This window comes from Vibrio sp. DNB22_10_4 (assembly GCF_052879755.1).
Genome location: NZ_JBNNXW010000008.1, coordinates 12,617 through 30,119, shown reverse-complemented (window position 1 = coordinate 30,119; position 17,503 = coordinate 12,617). Strand labels below are relative to the sequence as shown.

General features: G+C 46.8%; 16 protein-coding genes. 7 read left to right on the top strand and 9 right to left on the bottom strand.

What is annotated here, in order from left to right:
- The first annotated feature begins 226 nt into the window (after positions 1-226).
- A complete protein-coding gene (locus tag ACVA6Q_RS17075) occupies positions 227-838 on the top strand; it encodes a TetR family transcriptional regulator C-terminal domain-containing protein (protein ID WP_446648279.1) in 612 nt (203 codons plus the stop codon).
- Positions 839-983: 145 nt separating this feature from the next.
- Here ACVA6Q_RS17075 and ACVA6Q_RS17070 read toward each other — a convergent pair whose 3' ends face one another.
- On the bottom strand, positions 984-2,327 hold the full coding sequence (locus tag ACVA6Q_RS17070; RefSeq protein WP_446648278.1) for an NCS2 family permease: 1,344 nt from the start codon (positions 2,325-2,327) through the stop codon (positions 984-986).
- A 234-nt stretch (positions 2,328-2,561) separates the two neighbouring features.
- On the bottom strand, positions 2,562-2,915 hold the full coding sequence (gene uraH, locus ACVA6Q_RS17065; protein WP_353496348.1) for a hydroxyisourate hydrolase: 354 nt from the start codon (positions 2,913-2,915) through the stop codon (positions 2,562-2,564).
- Positions 2,916-3,272: 357 nt separating this feature from the next.
- Between uraH and puuE the strand changes: the two genes are divergently transcribed.
- From puuE to ACVA6Q_RS17040, 5 genes are all read left to right on the top strand, one after another.
- Positions 3,273-4,190 (top strand): allantoinase PuuE, encoded by a 918-nt coding sequence (gene puuE / locus ACVA6Q_RS17060; RefSeq protein WP_446648277.1) that lies wholly within the window; start codon positions 3,273-3,275, stop codon positions 4,188-4,190.
- A 23-nt stretch (positions 4,191-4,213) separates the two neighbouring features.
- The gene (uraD, locus tag ACVA6Q_RS17055) at positions 4,214-4,729 is read left to right on the top strand and encodes a 2-oxo-4-hydroxy-4-carboxy-5-ureidoimidazoline decarboxylase (RefSeq protein ID WP_446648276.1); all 516 of its coding nucleotides are present in this window, start codon (positions 4,214-4,216) and stop codon (positions 4,727-4,729) included.
- 67 nt (positions 4,730-4,796) lie between these two features.
- Positions 4,797-5,783 carry an allantoicase gene (gene alc, locus ACVA6Q_RS17050; RefSeq protein WP_446648275.1) on the top strand — a complete coding sequence of 329 codons (987 nt, stop codon included), beginning with the start codon at positions 4,797-4,799 and terminating at the stop codon, positions 5,781-5,783.
- A gap of 20 nt (positions 5,784-5,803) precedes the next feature.
- Entirely contained in the window at positions 5,804-6,373 is a 570-nt protein-coding gene (locus ACVA6Q_RS17045; protein WP_446648274.1) for an ureidoglycolate lyase, read from the top strand.
- 21 nt (positions 6,374-6,394) lie between these two features.
- Complete coding sequence (locus ACVA6Q_RS17040) at positions 6,395-7,663, top strand: urate hydroxylase PuuD (protein WP_446648273.1); 1,269 nt, start codon at positions 6,395-6,397, stop codon at positions 7,661-7,663.
- A 64-nt stretch (positions 7,664-7,727) separates the two neighbouring features.
- Here ACVA6Q_RS17040 and ACVA6Q_RS17035 read toward each other — a convergent pair whose 3' ends face one another.
- Positions 7,728-8,666, bottom strand: a complete 939-nt coding sequence (locus ACVA6Q_RS17035; protein ID WP_446648272.1) for a 2-dehydropantoate 2-reductase — start codon at positions 8,664-8,666, stop codon at positions 7,728-7,730.
- Between the two features lie 101 nt (positions 8,667-8,767).
- Here ACVA6Q_RS17035 and ACVA6Q_RS17030 point away from each other — a divergent pair, with 101 nt between their 5' ends.
- Positions 8,768-9,238, top strand: coding sequence for a DMT family transporter (locus tag ACVA6Q_RS17030; protein ID WP_446648271.1), 471 nt, complete (start codon positions 8,768-8,770; stop codon positions 9,236-9,238).
- Positions 9,239-9,251: 13 nt separating this feature from the next.
- On the opposite strand, the gene ACVA6Q_RS17025 is transcribed toward ACVA6Q_RS17030, so the two are convergent.
- From ACVA6Q_RS17025 to ACVA6Q_RS17000, 6 genes are all read right to left on the bottom strand, one after another.
- Positions 9,252-9,614 carry a YgiW/YdeI family stress tolerance OB fold protein gene (locus ACVA6Q_RS17025; RefSeq protein WP_446648270.1) on the bottom strand — a complete coding sequence of 121 codons (363 nt, stop codon included), beginning with the start codon at positions 9,612-9,614 and terminating at the stop codon, positions 9,252-9,254.
- A 661-nt stretch (positions 9,615-10,275) separates the two neighbouring features.
- Positions 10,276-11,610, bottom strand: a complete 1,335-nt coding sequence (gene guaD, locus ACVA6Q_RS17020; RefSeq protein WP_446648269.1) for a guanine deaminase — start codon at positions 11,608-11,610, stop codon at positions 10,276-10,278.
- A 64-nt stretch (positions 11,611-11,674) separates the two neighbouring features.
- Positions 11,675-12,502, bottom strand: coding sequence for a xanthine dehydrogenase accessory protein XdhC (gene xdhC / locus ACVA6Q_RS17015; RefSeq protein ID WP_446648268.1), 828 nt, complete (start codon positions 12,500-12,502; stop codon positions 11,675-11,677).
- Positions 12,503-12,514: 12 nt separating this feature from the next.
- On the bottom strand, positions 12,515-14,905 hold the full coding sequence (gene xdhB, locus ACVA6Q_RS17010) for a xanthine dehydrogenase molybdopterin binding subunit (RefSeq protein WP_446648267.1): 2,391 nt from the start codon (positions 14,903-14,905) through the stop codon (positions 12,515-12,517).
- Positions 14,898-16,286: a xanthine dehydrogenase small subunit gene (gene xdhA / locus ACVA6Q_RS17005; protein ID WP_446648404.1), complete on the bottom strand. Its 1,389-nt coding sequence runs from the start codon at positions 16,284-16,286 to the stop codon at positions 14,898-14,900. The genes xdhB and xdhA overlap by 8 nt, the downstream gene beginning before the upstream one ends.
- A 356-nt stretch (positions 16,287-16,642) precedes the next feature.
- Positions 16,643-17,380 carry a GntR family transcriptional regulator gene (locus ACVA6Q_RS17000; RefSeq protein WP_418642159.1) on the bottom strand — a complete coding sequence of 246 codons (738 nt, stop codon included), beginning with the start codon at positions 17,378-17,380 and terminating at the stop codon, positions 16,643-16,645.
- Positions 17,381-17,503 lie beyond the last annotated feature (123 nt).

Here is a 17,503-nt window from a genome sequence, read left to right as displayed (position 1 = left end):
TTAATCGCGTAGTTTTGTCTCCTTTTATGCGCGTTCCCGAAGTTATTCCACTGCGTTGAGGTTTACGGCTTCAAACTTCAACAATCAGACGCAGTTGGTATTGGCTTCGGGATTTTTTATGTCCTGCGCTCGCTCGGAGTTACGCATCTCTAGCTTTGTACTTAGTATTTAAATTCATTAAGATAGGTTAAATACCAAGTATAAAACAACGATAGTAAGGACAAGCATGTCGCGCATTAGACGGAAGAATCAAGATTTGATCATTGAAGTGGCCAGTGAGCAGTTTGCAACTCACGGGTACGCGGCGACAAAAATGGTCGACATCGCCAAGGCGGCGGATATTCCCAAACCTAATGTGTTCTATTACTTCAGCTCTAAAGATAAACTCTATTATGCGGTGCTAGAAACCGTTACCCAGCCCCTTCTTGAAGCATCATTACCTATCGAGCAACTCGATGATCCGGTTGAAGCGCTCACCCAATACATTCGAACCAAGCTGATGATTTCCAGAGACCATCCGCACGCGTCCCGTGTATTTGCCAGTGAAGTGATGTCGGGTGCTAAGGTGTTGCCAGAAAGTATTCGCTCGAAGCTGTTTCAGCAGTCACAACTTATATTAGAGAAGTTCGCCAATTGGGCAGAGCAGGGGCTAATGGATGACGTACCGCCCCATCACCTCATGTTTGCTATTTGGTCGTCCACTCAAACGTATGCGGACTTTAGCTGGCAGATATGCAGCGTACTCGATAAGCCAGCGCTAACCGACTGTGATTTTGACGAGGCGGCGACGTTTCTAACTAAGATGGTGATTCAAGGTTGCGGAGTGAAAAGCCGTTAGTTCGTGGCTTTGGTATACAGAATTACACCAATTTGTGATGAGCCATAGAAAAGCGGCAAACGAATTTACGTTTGCCGCTTTTTGCTTTTCTGTTTATCTCATTCTGGAAATGAGAGTGTGGAAACGCGTTATTGGAAGCGATAGCTTAGCCAATAAAGACCAGTTTCGCGATGAACACGGCGCTCAGGATATACATTGAGATCGAGACATCTTTGGTTTTACCAGTGGCGACTTTTAGCACTGTGTAGGTGATAAAGCCAAGCGCGATACCATTGGCTATTGAGAAGGTCAGCGGCATCATGAGTGCGGTAATAGCAGCAGGTGCACCGTTAGTAAAGTCTTTCCAATCAACATGCTGCATACTGCTCATCATGACAAAGGCCACGTAAATAAGAGCGCCAGCGGTCGCGTAAGCGGGGATCATACCTGCAAGAGGCGATAGGAAAATAGCCGCAAGGAATAGAATAGCTACGACAATGGCCGAGAGACCGGTTCTCGCCCCCGCAGCGACACCTGCAGCACTTTCAACATAACTGGTTACCGGTGGACAACCTACGCAAGCGCCTGCGACACTAGAAATACTGTCCGCTTTGAGTGCTTTGCTTAAGCCTTCTATTTTACCGGTTTCTTTGTTGACGAGATTTGCACGCTCAGCCACGCCCATAAGCGTACCAGCAGTATCAAACATGTTCACGAATAGGAACGCTAGGATAACGCTCACCATAGAGATATTAAGCGCACCGGTAATATCCATAGCAAGGAAGGTTGGTGCAATGCTTGGAGGCGCTGAGAAAAAGCCATTGTACTGAACAATTCCCATCATCATGCCAATCATAGTGACACTAAGAATACCGATAAGTACAGCGCCGAAAACGCGGCGTTCACTCAACACGGCAATGATCAGGAACGCCACGGCTGCTAGCAACGCGTCTGGTTTAGTAAAATCACCTAAAGACACCAATGTTGCCGGGTTTTCGACGACGATGCCTGCAGTTTTGAGACCAATCAGACCCAAGAATAGACCTACGCCCGCGGTCATTGCGTAACGAAGACTTTCTGGGATACTCTCAATAATCCATTGTCGTATCTTGTAGAAACTCATCCCAACAAACAACACACCCGAGATAAATACCGCACCTAGCGCCACTTCCCAGCTATAACCCATTTCACTTACGACGGTAAATGAGAAAAATGCATTGAGACCCATGCCTGGTGCTAATCCCACAGGCCAGTTGGCAAATAAGCCCATCAGTAAACAGCCTATTGCTGCGCCTATACAGGTCGCGACAAATACCGCCCCTTGATCCATGCCTGATGCGGCCATGATACTTGGGTTTACAAAGATGATGTAGGCCATGGTGGCAAAGGTGGTAACGCCACCTAAGAGTTCGTTTTTAACACTTGAACCGTGTTGTTTGATCTTAAAATAGCGCTCTAAGAGGCCGTTTTGGGATGCTTCATTGAGCACTTCTGCTTTGGTTTCATTCATTTGAGTAAGTCCTTTTCGCATTACCCTTGAAGGTTGAGTGGGTAAAATTACTATTGCTTATCCTTAAATTGAAAACAGCAGTACCCCTGACTCCGCATAGACACAATAAGCGTAAGCAAAGAGCCATGCCTCGAGAGAGGTGGTTCATTTCAATTTGTTGGTTGTGCGCATTGTATTGATGCGCCGCTCATACAAAGCTGTGTTGACAACTTTTAAGAGACGAGTGACACCGAGTTAGCTGCCTCGGTAGGTCGAAAAACTGTAAGGGGAAACCAACAAAGGCACGTGATAGTGGGCGTCTTCATCATTGAGTCCAAATCGGATCACTACATCATCCAAGAATGGAATGTCATCGAGCTGAATGCCTTTAGTTTGGTAGTAGGAAGCGACATGGAACACGAGCTGATACTTTCCAGAGACAAAGGCTTCACCCTCCAAAATTGGCGAGTCAGTTCGCCCATCGGAGTTGGTGTAAACACGCTTGATGAACTGAAGAGTGTCGCCTTGTACACGAAACAGTTCTACTTGGATCTCGGCGCCTGGAACGCCGTTGGTCGTATCCAATACATGTGTTGTCAGTCTTCCCATATCACTCTCGTACTTTCGTACGCTCCTTTAATTGATCGTTCCATCTTGTATACAACGAGGTCGTACCAAGACCTTTACTGATATTAATATGTACACAATTAAGTCGATTAGTAAAGTTTTGAGTTACAAAAATGTTGATCTATTTCTCTGCTTTGTGATGGTGCAGGGTGCACTAGATCTGAGCGTTCAACAGAGATATTTAACTTAACTTATTGATTTTGAGTGAGTTAATCTAACAATTTAATTCAATAAACAAAATCTTTACATTAAGATAAATTATTGTATACAATTAAGTTAACGAAATGAGTAATTGAACATGCAGTTGCAAGTTCACCGAGATGGTAAAGGAGTCAGTGGATGAATAAGGACTATTCGCGCAACCTCATCGGCTATGGAGCCAACCCTCCACACCCCAAGTGGCCGAACAATGCTCGAATCGCCGTATCCTTTGTATTGAACTACGAAGAGGGTGGAGAGCGCTGCATTTTGCACGGTGACGATGAATCGGAAGCATTTCTCTCTGAGATCCCAGCGGCAACACCGATAAAAGGTGAACGTCACATCAGCATGGAGTCTATCTACGAATACGGTAGCCGCGCAGGTGTTTGGCGTGTGCTTCGATTGTTTGAACAATACGATATCCCTCTCACGATTTTTGCTGTTGCCATGGCCGTTGAGCGCTATCCCGAGGTGGCAAAGGCGATGAAGGAGGCTGGGCACGAGATTTGCAGCCACGGTTATCGCTGGATTGACTATCAGTATATGGATGAATCCGAAGAGCGTGATCACATGGCAAAAGCGATTTCGATTATCAAAGAAGTCACGGGTGAGCGCCCTGTGGGTTGGTACACCGGACGTACCGGTCCTAATACTCGTCGTCTCGTCGCTGAAGAAGGCGGCTTCTTGTATGACTCAGACGCCTACGATGATGACCTTCCGTATTGGCATACAGAGACAGGCCGACCTCAGCTGGTGATTCCTTATACACTAGATGTGAACGATATGCGTTTTGCCACGACGCAAGGTTTTAACTCTGGTGAGCAGTTCTATCAGTATCTCAAGGATACGTTTGACACCTTATACGAAGAGGGCGAACACGCACCGAAAATGATGTCGGTTGGCTTACATTGTCGTTTGATTGGTCGCCCAGGAAGAATTGCGTCTCTTCGACGCTTTTTAGACTATGTCAGTCAGCATGAAGACGTATGGCTATGCCGTAGGGTCGATATTGCCAAGCACTGGCATCAGCATCACCCGTACAACCCGAATCAATAATAACAATCACAAGGAGCAAAGTGATGACGCAATTTAAAAGCTGTAAGCCAACGGAAATGGTTCGAGATGAGTTTGTCTCATGCTTTGCGGATATTTATGAACATAGTCCTTGGGTCGCTGAGTCTGTCTTTGATTCAGGACTTGATCCAGATGACGACCACATTGAAAGCCTGCATTTAAAGATGTCGATGGCGCTATTAAATGCAGCCGAGTCTAAACAGCTCGATTTGATTAATGCTCACCCCGACTTAGCTGGGCGAGCCGCCATAAATGGCGAATTAACCGCGGCCTCGACGGCTGAACAAGCTGGTGCCGGAATTGACCAATGTTCAGAGGAAGAGTTTGCCAAATTTACCACCTACAACAACAGCTACAAAAGTCGCTTCAACTTTCCCTTCATTATGGCAGTCAAGGGAGCCAATCGTTACCAAATTCTTGAGTCGTTCGAGAAGCGATTAGGCAATGATAGTGAAACTGAGTTTGTTACGGCGCTTAACGAAATCAACAAGATAGCGTTATTTCGCTTAAGAGATATGTAAGTCAGGGAAACGGCAGCTATCTCTCTCATTTTATTATTTATTGAATAATTGAACTGGATGACAACAAATGTCTTTGAAAATTGAACAATACATTAATTTAGCAGACGACAAACTAGGCGCTGAAGCGCTCTACGCCACGGATGACTTTTTCGCGGACAAGAGCCGATTACTCAGTCGACTAGACCCGGTATGGAAAGATGACGTCTATGACGATAACGGTAAGTGGATGGACGGCTGGGAGAGCCGTCGTAAGCGTGGTGAAGGTTATGACTACTGTGTCGTTAAACTTGGCTTAGCGGGCACCATTGCTGGCGTGGATATTGATACCTCTTTTTTCACGGGTAACTATCCGCCATCAGCGTCAATCGATGCTATTTACAGCCCAGAAGCCGATCCGACAAACTCGCAAGAGTGGGAAGAGATTTTACCGTCTCAGAGCTTGTCTGGTGACGAGCACCATATCAGTGAGATCGCGAGTGAAAAAGTCTACACCCACGTGAGACTGAATATCTACCCGGATGGCGGTGTAGCACGCCTACGTGTGTATGGCACACCGAGTGTCGATTGGGATGCTATCGATGAATTGCAGCAAATTGATCTCGCCGCCGTAGAACATGGTGGTAGAGCATTAGCATGTAGCGACGAGCACTACGGCAACAAGTCGAACATCTTAGGTCCTGGTCGCGGTGAAAACATGGGCGATGGTTGGGAAACCGCACGCCGAAGAACGCCTGGCAATGATTGGGTCATCGTAGCATTAGGGCATGCTGGCAATATTGGTCGCGTGGTAGTGGATACTGCCCATTTTAAAGGTAACTATCCAGACAGTTGCTCGATTCAAGCGGCCTATGTAAAAGGGGGAACTGACGATCAAGTGGCGACCCAAAGCTTGTTCTGGAAAGAACTCCTGCCCTCTCAAAAACTCGATGCTCACTCTATTCATGAGTTTGTCTCTGAGGTGAATGAGATAGGCCCTATCACCCATGTACGACTGAACATTTTCCCTGATGGCGGTGTTAGTCGCTTGCGCCTCTTTGGCACCAAGGCGAACTAAACTTAGTAGAGGGATTTTATATGAGTAATGGTATACGTCGAATCAAAATAGAGCTTTTGGACAAGCGCACATTTGCCGAGTTTGGGGATGTGATAGAAGTGGAGAATAGCGACTACTTTATGATCAATAACGGGTCAACACGTCGCTATCACAAACTAGCAGAGGCTGATGTGGCAGATCAGGGTGGCAAAGCCATCATTAGTATCTTTCAAGCGACGCCTTTGCAGTATCCACTAACGATTGAGATGCTAGAAAGACATCCTTTGGGGTCGCAAGCATTTATACCATTACTTGGACAACCGTATCTTATCGTCGTCGCGCCGAAGGGAGATACCCCGTCTTTAGCGAACTGCCGTGCTTTTCTCAGCAACGGTAAGCAAGGGGTGAATTACCATAAAGGCGTTTGGCATCATCCAGTATTGGCTCTTACAGACCAAGACCAGTTTTTAATAGTCGATAGGTCTGGTGATGGAAACAATTGCGATGAAGTGTTTTTCAATGAAGGGCTCATTCAAATAAGCCTTGATGATCTCCCTAGCTTCGCCGATAAGATGCAACAAGATAAGGATGAGCAGCAAGTCTCTGTCTAAGCTGCTGACGAGGAGTGTGTTATGGATCCGCACGTAACAGAATGGCTGAACCTGATTATTCGTTGGGTTCACATGATAGTAGGTATCGCATGGATTGGTGCGTCGTTCTACTTTGTATGGTTAGAGAATAATTTAAATCGCAGTAATCCCCGAGATGGTTTGTCGGGCGATCTCTGGGCGATTCACGGTGGTGGTATTTACCATCTTGAAAAGTACAAACTCGCGCCCCCAAAGATGCCAGAAAACTTACACTGGTTTAAATGGGAAGCGTATTTCACTTGGATCACCGGTGTGCTGCTTTTGGGTGTGGTGTACTACTTAAACGCAGAAATCTACCTAGTCGCACCAGGTTCAGGTATCGATTCGACCAGCGCAATTATGATTGGTGTGGCCTCTTTGGTTGCAGGTTGGGTCATTTACAACCTTTTGTGTAACTCCCCTCTAGGTAAAACGCCAATCGTCTTAGGCATTGTATTGTTTGTTGGCCTGGTGGCAGCTGCGTATGGACTTAGTCAGGTATTCAGTGGTCGCGGTGCTTATATTCATGTCGGTGCCATCATAGGTACTATCATGGTCGGTAACGTTTTCTTCGTTATTATGCCGGCTCAGCGTAATTTGGTAAAAGCGATTGAAAACAACCAAGAGCCTGACCCAGCATTGCCGGCGAAAGGATTACTGCGCTCTAGACACAATAACTACCTAACGTTGCCTGTGTTGTTCATAATGATCAGTAACCACTTTCCGAGCACTTACGGTCACGAATACAACTGGGCGATTCTAGCGGGCTTGTCAGTGTTTAGTATTTTGGTTAGACACTATTTTAATACGCGCCACGGTAGCCAGAAGTTTGCATGGACGATTCCTGCTGCGGCACTAGGTATGATCACGCTTGCTTTTGTCAGCTCACCTTACGCAAATAAGCCGTCAGCACCAGTGGCAAAAGCTCCGACAACGCAAAGCACAACTGAACAAACCGGGGATAGTAACGATCAGTTAGCGCAAGCTTCACAACATGCAGCAGATGGCGCCATTCCTTTTTCACAGATCAACCAAGTGATTCAAGAGCGCTGCTCAGTTTGTCACTCGGCAACGCCAACACACGCCGCATTCCAAACAGCACCGGGCGGCGTGATACTCGATACGCCAGAGGAGATCAAAGTGAATGTGCCACGCATTGTCGCTCAAACGGTCACGACCAAAGTTATGCCACTGGGTAATCTGACTCAAATGACCGATGAAGAACGTACGCTCATTGGTGAATGGGTTGAGCAGGGGGCTCAGTTGCAATAAAAGTTAATACCAATTAAAAAGCCGCTCAATGATAGAGCGGCTTTTTTACGTTATCAAACGAGTGCTATTGAACTGTGGAGACGATACGCTTGTTAATAAAGCACAACTGTTCATAAAGCGCCGTTGTCTTTGGCATCGAGACGCCACCTTTTGCTCCAAGTTCAATCGCATTCTTGTACATATATTGCAGCTCAAGTTCGCGGCCATTACGCCTGTCTAGCAGCATACTTGTTAAATACGGCTTCATCTTGGCGGTATTGCCTAGCATGGTATCGATGAGTGAGGTTGGGATTTCAGTATCGGTGGTTTGTGCGGCTTGCTGTACTTCCATCATGATGTCTTTTGATAGGTTGACCAGTTCTTGGCAGTCCATTATTTGTGCGGTGTCACTATCTAGCACAGTTGACAGGCCATTAAATGGTACGTTCCAGAGAAGCTTCTTCCAGCGTGCATCCATGATCTTTGGGTCTATATCCACTTCCACACTGCTAGTGGTTAGGTCTTTAGCGAATGATTCCAGTGGTGCGATTCCATCTTCGCCGTATACGCCGATGGTTATGCGGCCATAATCTATGTGGTCAATGTGCCCAGGTGCGACCTTATTTGAACAGATAAAACACAAGCCACCACCGACGTATGGGAGGTTAAACGCTTCTGCTACTTCTTGTTCCGCTCCAATACCATTTTGCAGCAACATGACCAAGGTGTCTGGTTTTAATAAAGGACGAATGAGGGCTTCGAGCAGGTGATTTTGGGTGGTTTTTAGTGCGACGAGAATAACATCGGCTTTAGGCATATCTGCGGACTTGTCGTAAGCATTGATATCGTTGGCAGTGATGGAGTAGTCACCGTAGTGAGAGTCGACTTTTAGTCCGTTATTAATCACATGTTGGTAGTCGCTATTAAAAAGGAAATGAACATCGTGACCGCCATGATGGAGTCGTGCACCGTAATAACCACCTATCGCACCTGTCCCAATGACTGCGAATACCTTTTTACTCATCCTATGTCCCTATTTTTGAATTGTGCTCGTATTACTGTACAGGAAAATAATTGGGAATGAAGTGCTACGCTTGAAAGAGTGTAGTGATAAGGAAATGAACAGTGGCAAATTTTACTGGTGTGATTCTTGTTTTGCTCAGCGTCGTGGTAGGAACGACGTTGGCCTCGCAAGCCGGTGTTAATGCGCAGCTTCGTACTGGATTAGGGTCACCGCTTCAAGCAGCGTTTATCTCATTCGTTATTGGGACATTAGTACTGGGTACGCTGGTTATGTTGGAAGGGAAGCCTTGGTTTCCAAATGGAACCCTAAAAACCTTGCCATGGTGGGCTTGGTTAGGAGGGTTTTTAGGGGCGTTTAACATAGCGATGTCAATCTACTTAGCGCCCAAACTAGGCGCGTTGGCATTGGCGATAGCGATTGTTTGCGGTCAAGTGACGGCGTCACTTTTGTACGATCAGTATGGACTTCTAGGTTACCCCAAAATACAACTATCGCCCCAGCGGATCGGTGGGGCGATATTGATAGTGCTTGGGGTAATACTGGTTGCTTATCACCCCAGCAAAGGCAGTTGAACTTCTCTAATGATTAACCCGCGATAGCAACACGTTTTACGTCAATTTTAGTGTCTTCAAATGCGTCTTTGTCTACACGACCAGAAATAATCACTTTGTCGTTTGGTGTTACATCCACACCACGCCAGTCATCGTTGTCGATTTCAATCACGATGGTGTTTTGACCGTCGGTGAATTGATACTCTTCATCACCAATAGATTGGGTAATGTTGCCCGTAATTTGAACTGCTGTGTCGTCTTTTGCTTCTAGTGCTTGAGCAACGGTAGTTTGTGCACCAAGAACAGGGCCGTTAAAACCGCCTTGAGCAGGCATAGATTTAGCTGCTGCGAAACCAGACGTTAGGATTAGTGCTGTAGCGATGATAACTTTTTTCATAATAACCTCAATTTGGACATCTTTGTTTAGTTGACGATGTCAGTATGCGCCTGTCTAGATTAACTAACCTTGAAACGAATATTCAGAATTCGTTCATATTCGAAAAAAGTTTAAAAAAGTTTGTTTTTCGGGGTAAAACCTCGTCATTCCACTGGCCGTGCGCCTACGCAGGCAGGAATCTTGTTGAGGTTTGGTGCGCGCTTAAAAAAGACCCCTGCCTGCGCAGGGGTGACGAAATGTTTTGGAGCTAGTACTTTTCGCAACGTCATTCCACTGGCCGTGCGCCTACGCAGGCAGGAATCTTGTTGAGGCGTGGTGGGTGCTTTAAGAAGACCCCTGCCTGCGCAGGGGTGACGAAATGTTTAGGATCTAGAACTTTCCGCAACGTCATTCCACTGGCCGTGCGCCTACGTAGGCAGGAAACTTGTTGAGGCTTGGTGGGTGCTTTAAGAAGACCCCTGCCTGCGCAGGGGTGACGAAAGGTTTAGGATCTAGAACTTTCCGCAACGTCATTCCACTGGCCGTGCGCCTACGCAGGCAGGAATCTACTTGAAGCTTGGTGCGTGCTTTGAGAGACCACCTGTCTGTTCAGGCGCACGGCTAGTGGGGGGAGACGATAGTGTGATGTAGTGTGTTGATAAACACTGTCTATTAACGTTCGTCAACTAACCAGTCGCTTGTCACGTTCACCTTTGGCATCATAGGCAAGGTCGCCATAGATATACGTCTCACAAACGGTTCGATCATCACCAAGGCTCATTAATACGAATAGCTTCTCTTCAAGCGTCGTTGCCTGGTTCATTCTAAAGCGCATTAACTGTGTAGCATGCAAATCAAGAACGACGAAATCTGCTTCTTTGCCAATCTCTAAGTTGCCGATTTTGTCCTCGAGGTGCAGGGCTTTCGCGCCGCCGAGTGTTGCGAGATACAAAGATTTAATAGGATGCAGTTTTTCCTGTTGTAACTGCATGATCTTATAGGCTTCACTCATGGTTTGTAAGATAGAGAAGCTTGTTCCTGCGCCTACGTCGGTTCCCATTCCGACTCTGATCCCTTTGTCTTCCATCTTGTTGAGCTTAAACAAGCCTGATCCCAGAAACAGGTTAGATGTCGGGCAGAAGGCAATAGCGGATTCCGTGTCTGCTAAACGTTGGCATTCACAATCTGAAAGATGAATGCCATGGGCGAATACCGACCGTTTATGAAGCAGACCGTAGTGGTCGTAAACATCTAAATAGCTTTCTCGCTCTGGGAATAGGTCGAGAACCCACTCGATCTCCTTTTTGTTCTCAGAAAGGTGGGTATGCATGTAAACATCTGGGTACTCCTCGAGAAGTTTACCCACCATTGCGAGCTGCTCAGGAGTACTAGTAGGAGCGAATCTTGGTGTGACAGCGTAGTGAAGCCTGCCTCGATTATGCCATTTCTCAATGAGCTCCTTGGAGGCTTGATAGCCAGACTCTGGGGTGTCGGTTAAGTAGTCAGGAGCGTTACGATCCATCAATACTTTGCCGCAAATCATACGAAGGTTACGTCTCTCTGCCTCACCAAAGAACACATCGACAGATTCTTTGTGTACGGTGCCAAAGACTAACGCTGTGGTCGTACCGTTACTTGCTAGTTCGTCTAAGAAAAGTTTGGCAACTTTAAGTGCGTAAATAGGGTTCTTAAAACGACGTTCTTCTGGGAAGGTGTAGTTTTCCAGCCAATCTAAAAGCTGTTCACCATAGGAGGCGATCATTCCGGTTTGTGGGTAGTGTATATGAGTATCGATAAAGCCGGAGGTGATGAGCTTATCTTTATAAGTCTTAATCTTCATTGGCTTTGTATGTCTAGCCAATATATCGGTTGCGCTGCCGATATCGACGATGTGACCGTTTTCTACGACGATCATGCCGTCTTCAAAAAATTGGTATGAGTTTTCCAGCCCCACATCCTTGGGGTCAGCAATGCTATGTAAAATGCTGGCACGGTAGGCCTTGCGTTGTGTTGTCATGACACTTCCTTTCTCCACCTAAATTCCTCAGGCAGTATTATTATTTTAATCCTTTAGCGGCCTTTTAGCCTGCTTGGTCTAGATCTTGGCGCGTGTGCGCTGGGCGCTTTTGCTCTACAGGGTTACCTTGATAGTGCGAAATCAGCTCACCAGCAACCGAGACAGCAATCTCTGCTGGGTGTTTGCCAGTGACCGCTCCGATACCTATCGGGCAGGTCATGGTGTTGATCTCATCTTGATTAAAGCCACGCTGCGCCAACCGGAAGTCAAACTTCTTACGCTTGGTCAGTGACCCAATCATTCCAAAGTAGGAGCTGTCACCACGCTTGATAATCGCTTTAGCTAGGTCAAAATCGAGTTGATGATTGTGAGTCATCACTAGGTAATAACTGTTTGGTGGCATCTGAGCGATTTCGCCCACCGGATCGTCGGTCACGAGCTTGTTGACGCCTTGCGGCAAGTTTTCTGGAAATTCCGCCTCACGCTCGTCAATCCACGTTACTCTAAAGGGCAGGGTAGCGACAATATGAACCAGTGCTTTTGCCACATGACCTGCACCAAAAAGTACCAAATGCTTTTGCGAAGTGCCAATGGGTTCAAAGCTGAGTGTCGCCATACCACCGCAGCATTGACCTAACCGAGCACCCAAATTAAACCTTTCTACTTTGAGACTTTGCTCTCCAGAAAGAAGCATTTCTCGTGCCATTTTAGAGGCGACATGCTCTAAATGACCGCCACCAATGGTCGCGATGATGTTATCCCGCGTTACGAGCATTTTTGTACCCGCATCTCGCGGCACGGAGCCGCGATCTTCAAGTACGGTCACCATGACACAAGGTTCGTGTTGCTCTTCAAGTCTAGCAAGCTCATGAATCCAGTTATCCTTAAACATAGTGACCTCCTGTTAATTGGTTTCCGTGAAGGATGCCGTGTTAACGCTTTGTCCTTGTGTCACGGCCTGTACCGCCATTAACACACGCTCTGGTGTTGCTGGGGTATCCAGTTTGGGAATCGCACCATCAACGGCGACATATGAGATGGCGTCTTTTAGTGCGCTCCATACCGACATGCCTAGCATGAAAGGCGGTTCACCCACCGCTTTGGAGTTGAACACTGTGTCTTCAGGGTTACTTCGGTTTTCAAGCAGGTGCGTTCTAAAATCGATCGGCATATCAGCAATTGCAGGGATTTTGTAGCTTGCAGGACCATTGGTCATCAATCGTCCTTGCTCGTTCCAGACGAGCTCTTCAGTTGTTAACCACCCCACACCTTGAACGAAGCCACCTTCTACCTGACCAATATCGATAGCAGGGTTAAGTGACGCGCCCACATCATGCAAGATATCCACGCGCAAGATTTTGTACTCGCCAGTGAGGGTATCGATGATGACTTCTGAACACGACGCCCCGTACGCGTAATAATAGAAAGGGCGGCCACGCGCTTTTTCATGGTCGTAGTAGATTTTAGGCGTACGATAAAATCCAGTGCTCGATAGCGAGATTTGGTTCATCCACGCTAGTTGCGCAAAGTCTGCAAATGTCATGATCTGCTCGCGGATTTGTACCATGCCATTTTTAAACAGTACTTCTTCGGGAGTCACCTTAAAGTGAGAAGACGCAAACTCTATCAGACGCTGTTTAATGGTTATTGCGGCGTTTTGTGCGGCTTTACCGTTGAGATCGGCGCCCGATGAGGCCGCCGTGGGCGAGGTGTTCGGCACCTTGTCGGTGTTGGTAGCGGTGATTTGGATACGGTCAACATCTACTTGAAACTCCTCTGCAACGATTTGCGCCACTTTGATATTCAGACCTTGACCCATCTCAGTACCACCGTGGTTTAGGTGAATACTGCCATCAGTATAGATATGAATAAGTGCGCCGGCTTGGTTTAGGAAGGTGGCGGTAAACGAGATACCAAATTTGACGGGCGTGATCGACAATCCCTTTTTCAAAATTGGGCTGTTTTTGTTGAACTCAGCGATCTCTTTTCGTCTTGCGTGGTAATCGCTGTTTTGCTCTAACTGCTCCGTGATTTCAGGAAGGAAGTTATCTTCCACTGTTTGGTAGTAGTGGGTGACGTTGCGACCTTCTTCGCCGTAGTAGTTGGCTTTACGGACTTCTAACGGGTCTTTGTTTAGGTAGCGTGCGATCTCATCCATGATGTGTTCAATGGTCATCATCCCCTGAGGACCACCAAAACCACGGTAAGCTGTGTTCGACGCCGTATTGGTTTTGCAGCGGTGTCCGGTAACGGTCGCATCACCTAAGTAATAAGCATTGTCAGAGTGGAACATAGCACGGTCGACAATCGAGCTCGACAGATCTGGCGAGTAGCCACAGTTGCCGGCGACAACAATATCGGCACCTTGAATCACGCCATTATCATCAAACCCAATCTTATATTGGTTGTAGAATGGGTGACGTTTACCGGTCATGGTCATATCTTCATTACGAAGCAGTCGCATCTTGGTTGGTCGACCTGTCAAATGAGCGATCACTGCCGCCATACAAGCAGGCGCAGCCGCTTGCGTTTCCTTACCACCAAAACCGCCACCCATGCGGCGCATGTCGATAACCACTTTGTGCATCGCAACTCCGAGTACCTCAGAGACCAGCTTTTGCACCTCTGTCGGGTTTTGCGTAGAGGTATAGACAATCATGCCGCCGTCTTCGGTTGGCATAACGCTGCTAACTTGTGTTTCGAGGTAGAAGTGTTCTTGACCGCCAATTTCGATTTCACCCTCGATGACGTGTTTGGCGTTGGCAAGGGCTTTGGCTGAGTCACCGCGCTTTTGCTGGTGGCTTTCTGTCACGAAATGCTTTTTCGCGAGTGCTTCTTTGACATCCAGAATGGCAGGCAGCGGTTCGTATTCAACGATGGCTGCGTGCGCTGCTTTTCTGGCAGTTTCTAGATCGCTCGCCGCCACTGCGATGATGGGTTGACCGTAGTACTCGACGATGCCATCGGCAAGCAGAGGATCTCCTGGAAGGATAGCGCCAATATCAAGCTGTCCTGGCACGTCTTTGGACGTAATCGCAATAGCAACACCAGCGAAGTCATAACAAGGAGAGACGTCTATCTTAGTGATTTTTGCGTGTGCTTGCGTACTCAGTAGCGCGTAGACATGAAGCTGGTTTGGGAACTCAAGTCTGTCATCGATATAAACAGCCTCACCCGTCACTTGTTTTGGCGCGCTGTCGTGCTTAACACTTTTACCAACACCTGTTTTAAGATCTTGTTTGACGATAGCAACCATCTCTTCGTGAGTCAGCTGCTGATGATTCACATTAGACATAAGATGTTACCCTCGTTTCAATCAGATTGTTGGTGTTGTTTGTTTCGATGTAATAGCGTTTGAGCATATTGGCGGCAGTGAGGCTTCGGTAACTTTGGCTTGCGCGAAAATCCGAAAGGGGTTCAAAGTCATTACTAAGTGCTTCCATTGCCTTGCTAATGGTTTCTTCATTCCAAGGCTGTCCGACCAACGTCTGCTCACAAGATATTGCTCGTTTAGGTGTTGCAGCCATGCCGCCAAAGGCGATACGAGCACTTACTACATTGTTATCTTTCACTTCAATGCTGAAAGCACCGCAAACTGCAGAAATATCGTCATCCAGACGTTTCGAGAGTTTATAAGCGCGGAATATGCTTGATGATGGCTTAGGTATAAATATCTTTTCAATGAACTCGCTCGGTTGCTGCGCCGTGACTTTGTAGCTGATGAAGTAGTCTTCAATAGGCATGACGCGTGTTTCATCACCGCAGCGTAGTTGGATAGTTGCATCAAGAGCAATGAGCAGAGGAGGTGTGTCTCCGATAGGAGAAGCGTTAGCAATATTGCCACCTATGGTGCCTTGATTTCTAACTTGCAAAGAGGCGAAGCGGTGCAACAGTTCGCCGAAGTCAGGGTAGTGCTTGTTTAGTAGTGTATAGGCATCGCTGATTGGAAGGTTTGCGCCAATCTCTAGGCTGTCTTCTGTCTCTTGGCAAACTTTCATCTCTTCGACAAGGTTCACGCTGATAAGAGTTTCTATCTCACGATGGAATTGGGTGACTTCGAGCGCCAAATCGGTACCACCAGCAACCAGTTTGGCTTGTGGGTGAGCCTTGTAAAGTTTGGCAAGCTCTTCAGTGTTTTTCGGAGAAAACGCAGTAAGGTGCCCAAGTCTAAGACTTGCTTCCTCAGTTTGTATCTTTTCAAGTTTAGCGATGGTCACTCGTTCAAGCTCTGAAAATTGGTCAACGATTTGTTGTTCCGAACACAGTGACAGCGCGGAATCGACAATAGGTCGGTAGCCCGTGCAGCGGCAGAGATTGCCAGCTAGAGACTCCATCACATCGGCTTTGTTAGCATTCGGCTTGTTCTTAGTAAGCGCGAACATCGACATGATAAATCCAGGTGTACAGTAGCCACACTGGGAACCATGGAAATCGACAATGGCTTGTTGAACAGGGTGAAGTGACTTATCTCGTGATTGCAGACCTTCCACCGTGATAAGTTGCTTACCGTGAAGAGCAGAAATGAACGTCAGGCAGGAGTTAACGCTGCGATACTCGAGTTTGCCGTCGACGAGCTCACCGAGAACCACGGTACATGCACCGCAATCACCAGAACCGCATCCTTCCTTGGTGCCTGTTTTATTCACATGATTGCGCAGATAGTTCAGCACCGTCATGTTTGGGGAGACATTTACTTCCTGTCTGATTTCTTGATTGAGTAAAAAGGTAATCAAGAGACCTCCTTGTACAGTATATTCTTGAAATTATTTTTTCTGACCTTTGGGTCAATAATTGGCCAAATTGACCACGAGGTCAACTATTAATTTACAAGTTGGCAACATTTCTAATGGGTTGAGATCGAGGTCAAATTGGAGATTGGGGCTAGGTTGTTGGTTTGACGGGGGTTGCAGAGAGGCGAAGAACGGCGTGTTTGATACTATAAATCATCGATGCAAAGTACAGTTGAATTGTCGTTTCATCAAAATAAGAAGGGAATGTAAAAAGACCAGCATATTGAATGCTGGTCTCGGAATTAGCTCGCTTTGTTCTTCAAAACATCTGAGAACACGACATGCAGGTCATTGGAAGCGGTGCTGTCATCTAAGTTGAGCTTAGAGCGAATATGCTCAAGGTGCTCGCCCATTAGATCCAGCGCTTGTTGCTTATCACCAGTCTCGATCGCGTTGAGCAATTCACTATGTTCATCTTGAGAGCAATTAGAGTGGTTGCCAGTTTCATACATGGCGATTAGCAGAGAAGACTGCGATACGATGCTTCTTTGGAATGCCAATAGGGGAGCATTGTCTGCCATTTCTGCGAGTTTGATATGGAACTCACCGGAAAGTCTCAGCCCTTTACCGTAGTCATCTTGTGCAAAGGCTTGGTTTTCTTCTTCTACTAGCTTTCGACATTCATCTATTTGTAACTTGGTTGCATTCTCAACAGCCAGTTCAATGATTGCGTTTTCCAGTACTTCTCGAGCTTTGAATATTTGTTTCGCTTCCTCGACAGAAGGGGCTGAAACAGTCGCACCTCGGTTGGGCTTGATGTCGATAACCTTTTCGATGGATAGCCTTAATAAGGCACGGCGGATAATGGTTCTGCTAACGCCAAAGATCTCGGCTAATGCCTCTTCACTGAGTTTAGTGGCAGGTGGCAATCGCTGTTCGAGAATAGCATCGAAAATATGGCAATAGACCACGTCATCTTGTGTCTGTCCTGCGACTTTGGTTTTGACACCTTTATTGACTGAGTTTTTCAGGTTTCCCATTGGATTACAGCACTCTACAGTTTTCGTTCCTTGTTAAGACAATAATACTTCACTTTGTATACAAATAGCCACTATGACCAGGTTTTGTGAGACGACCTACAATATTGGCAGCAAGGAGGGGAC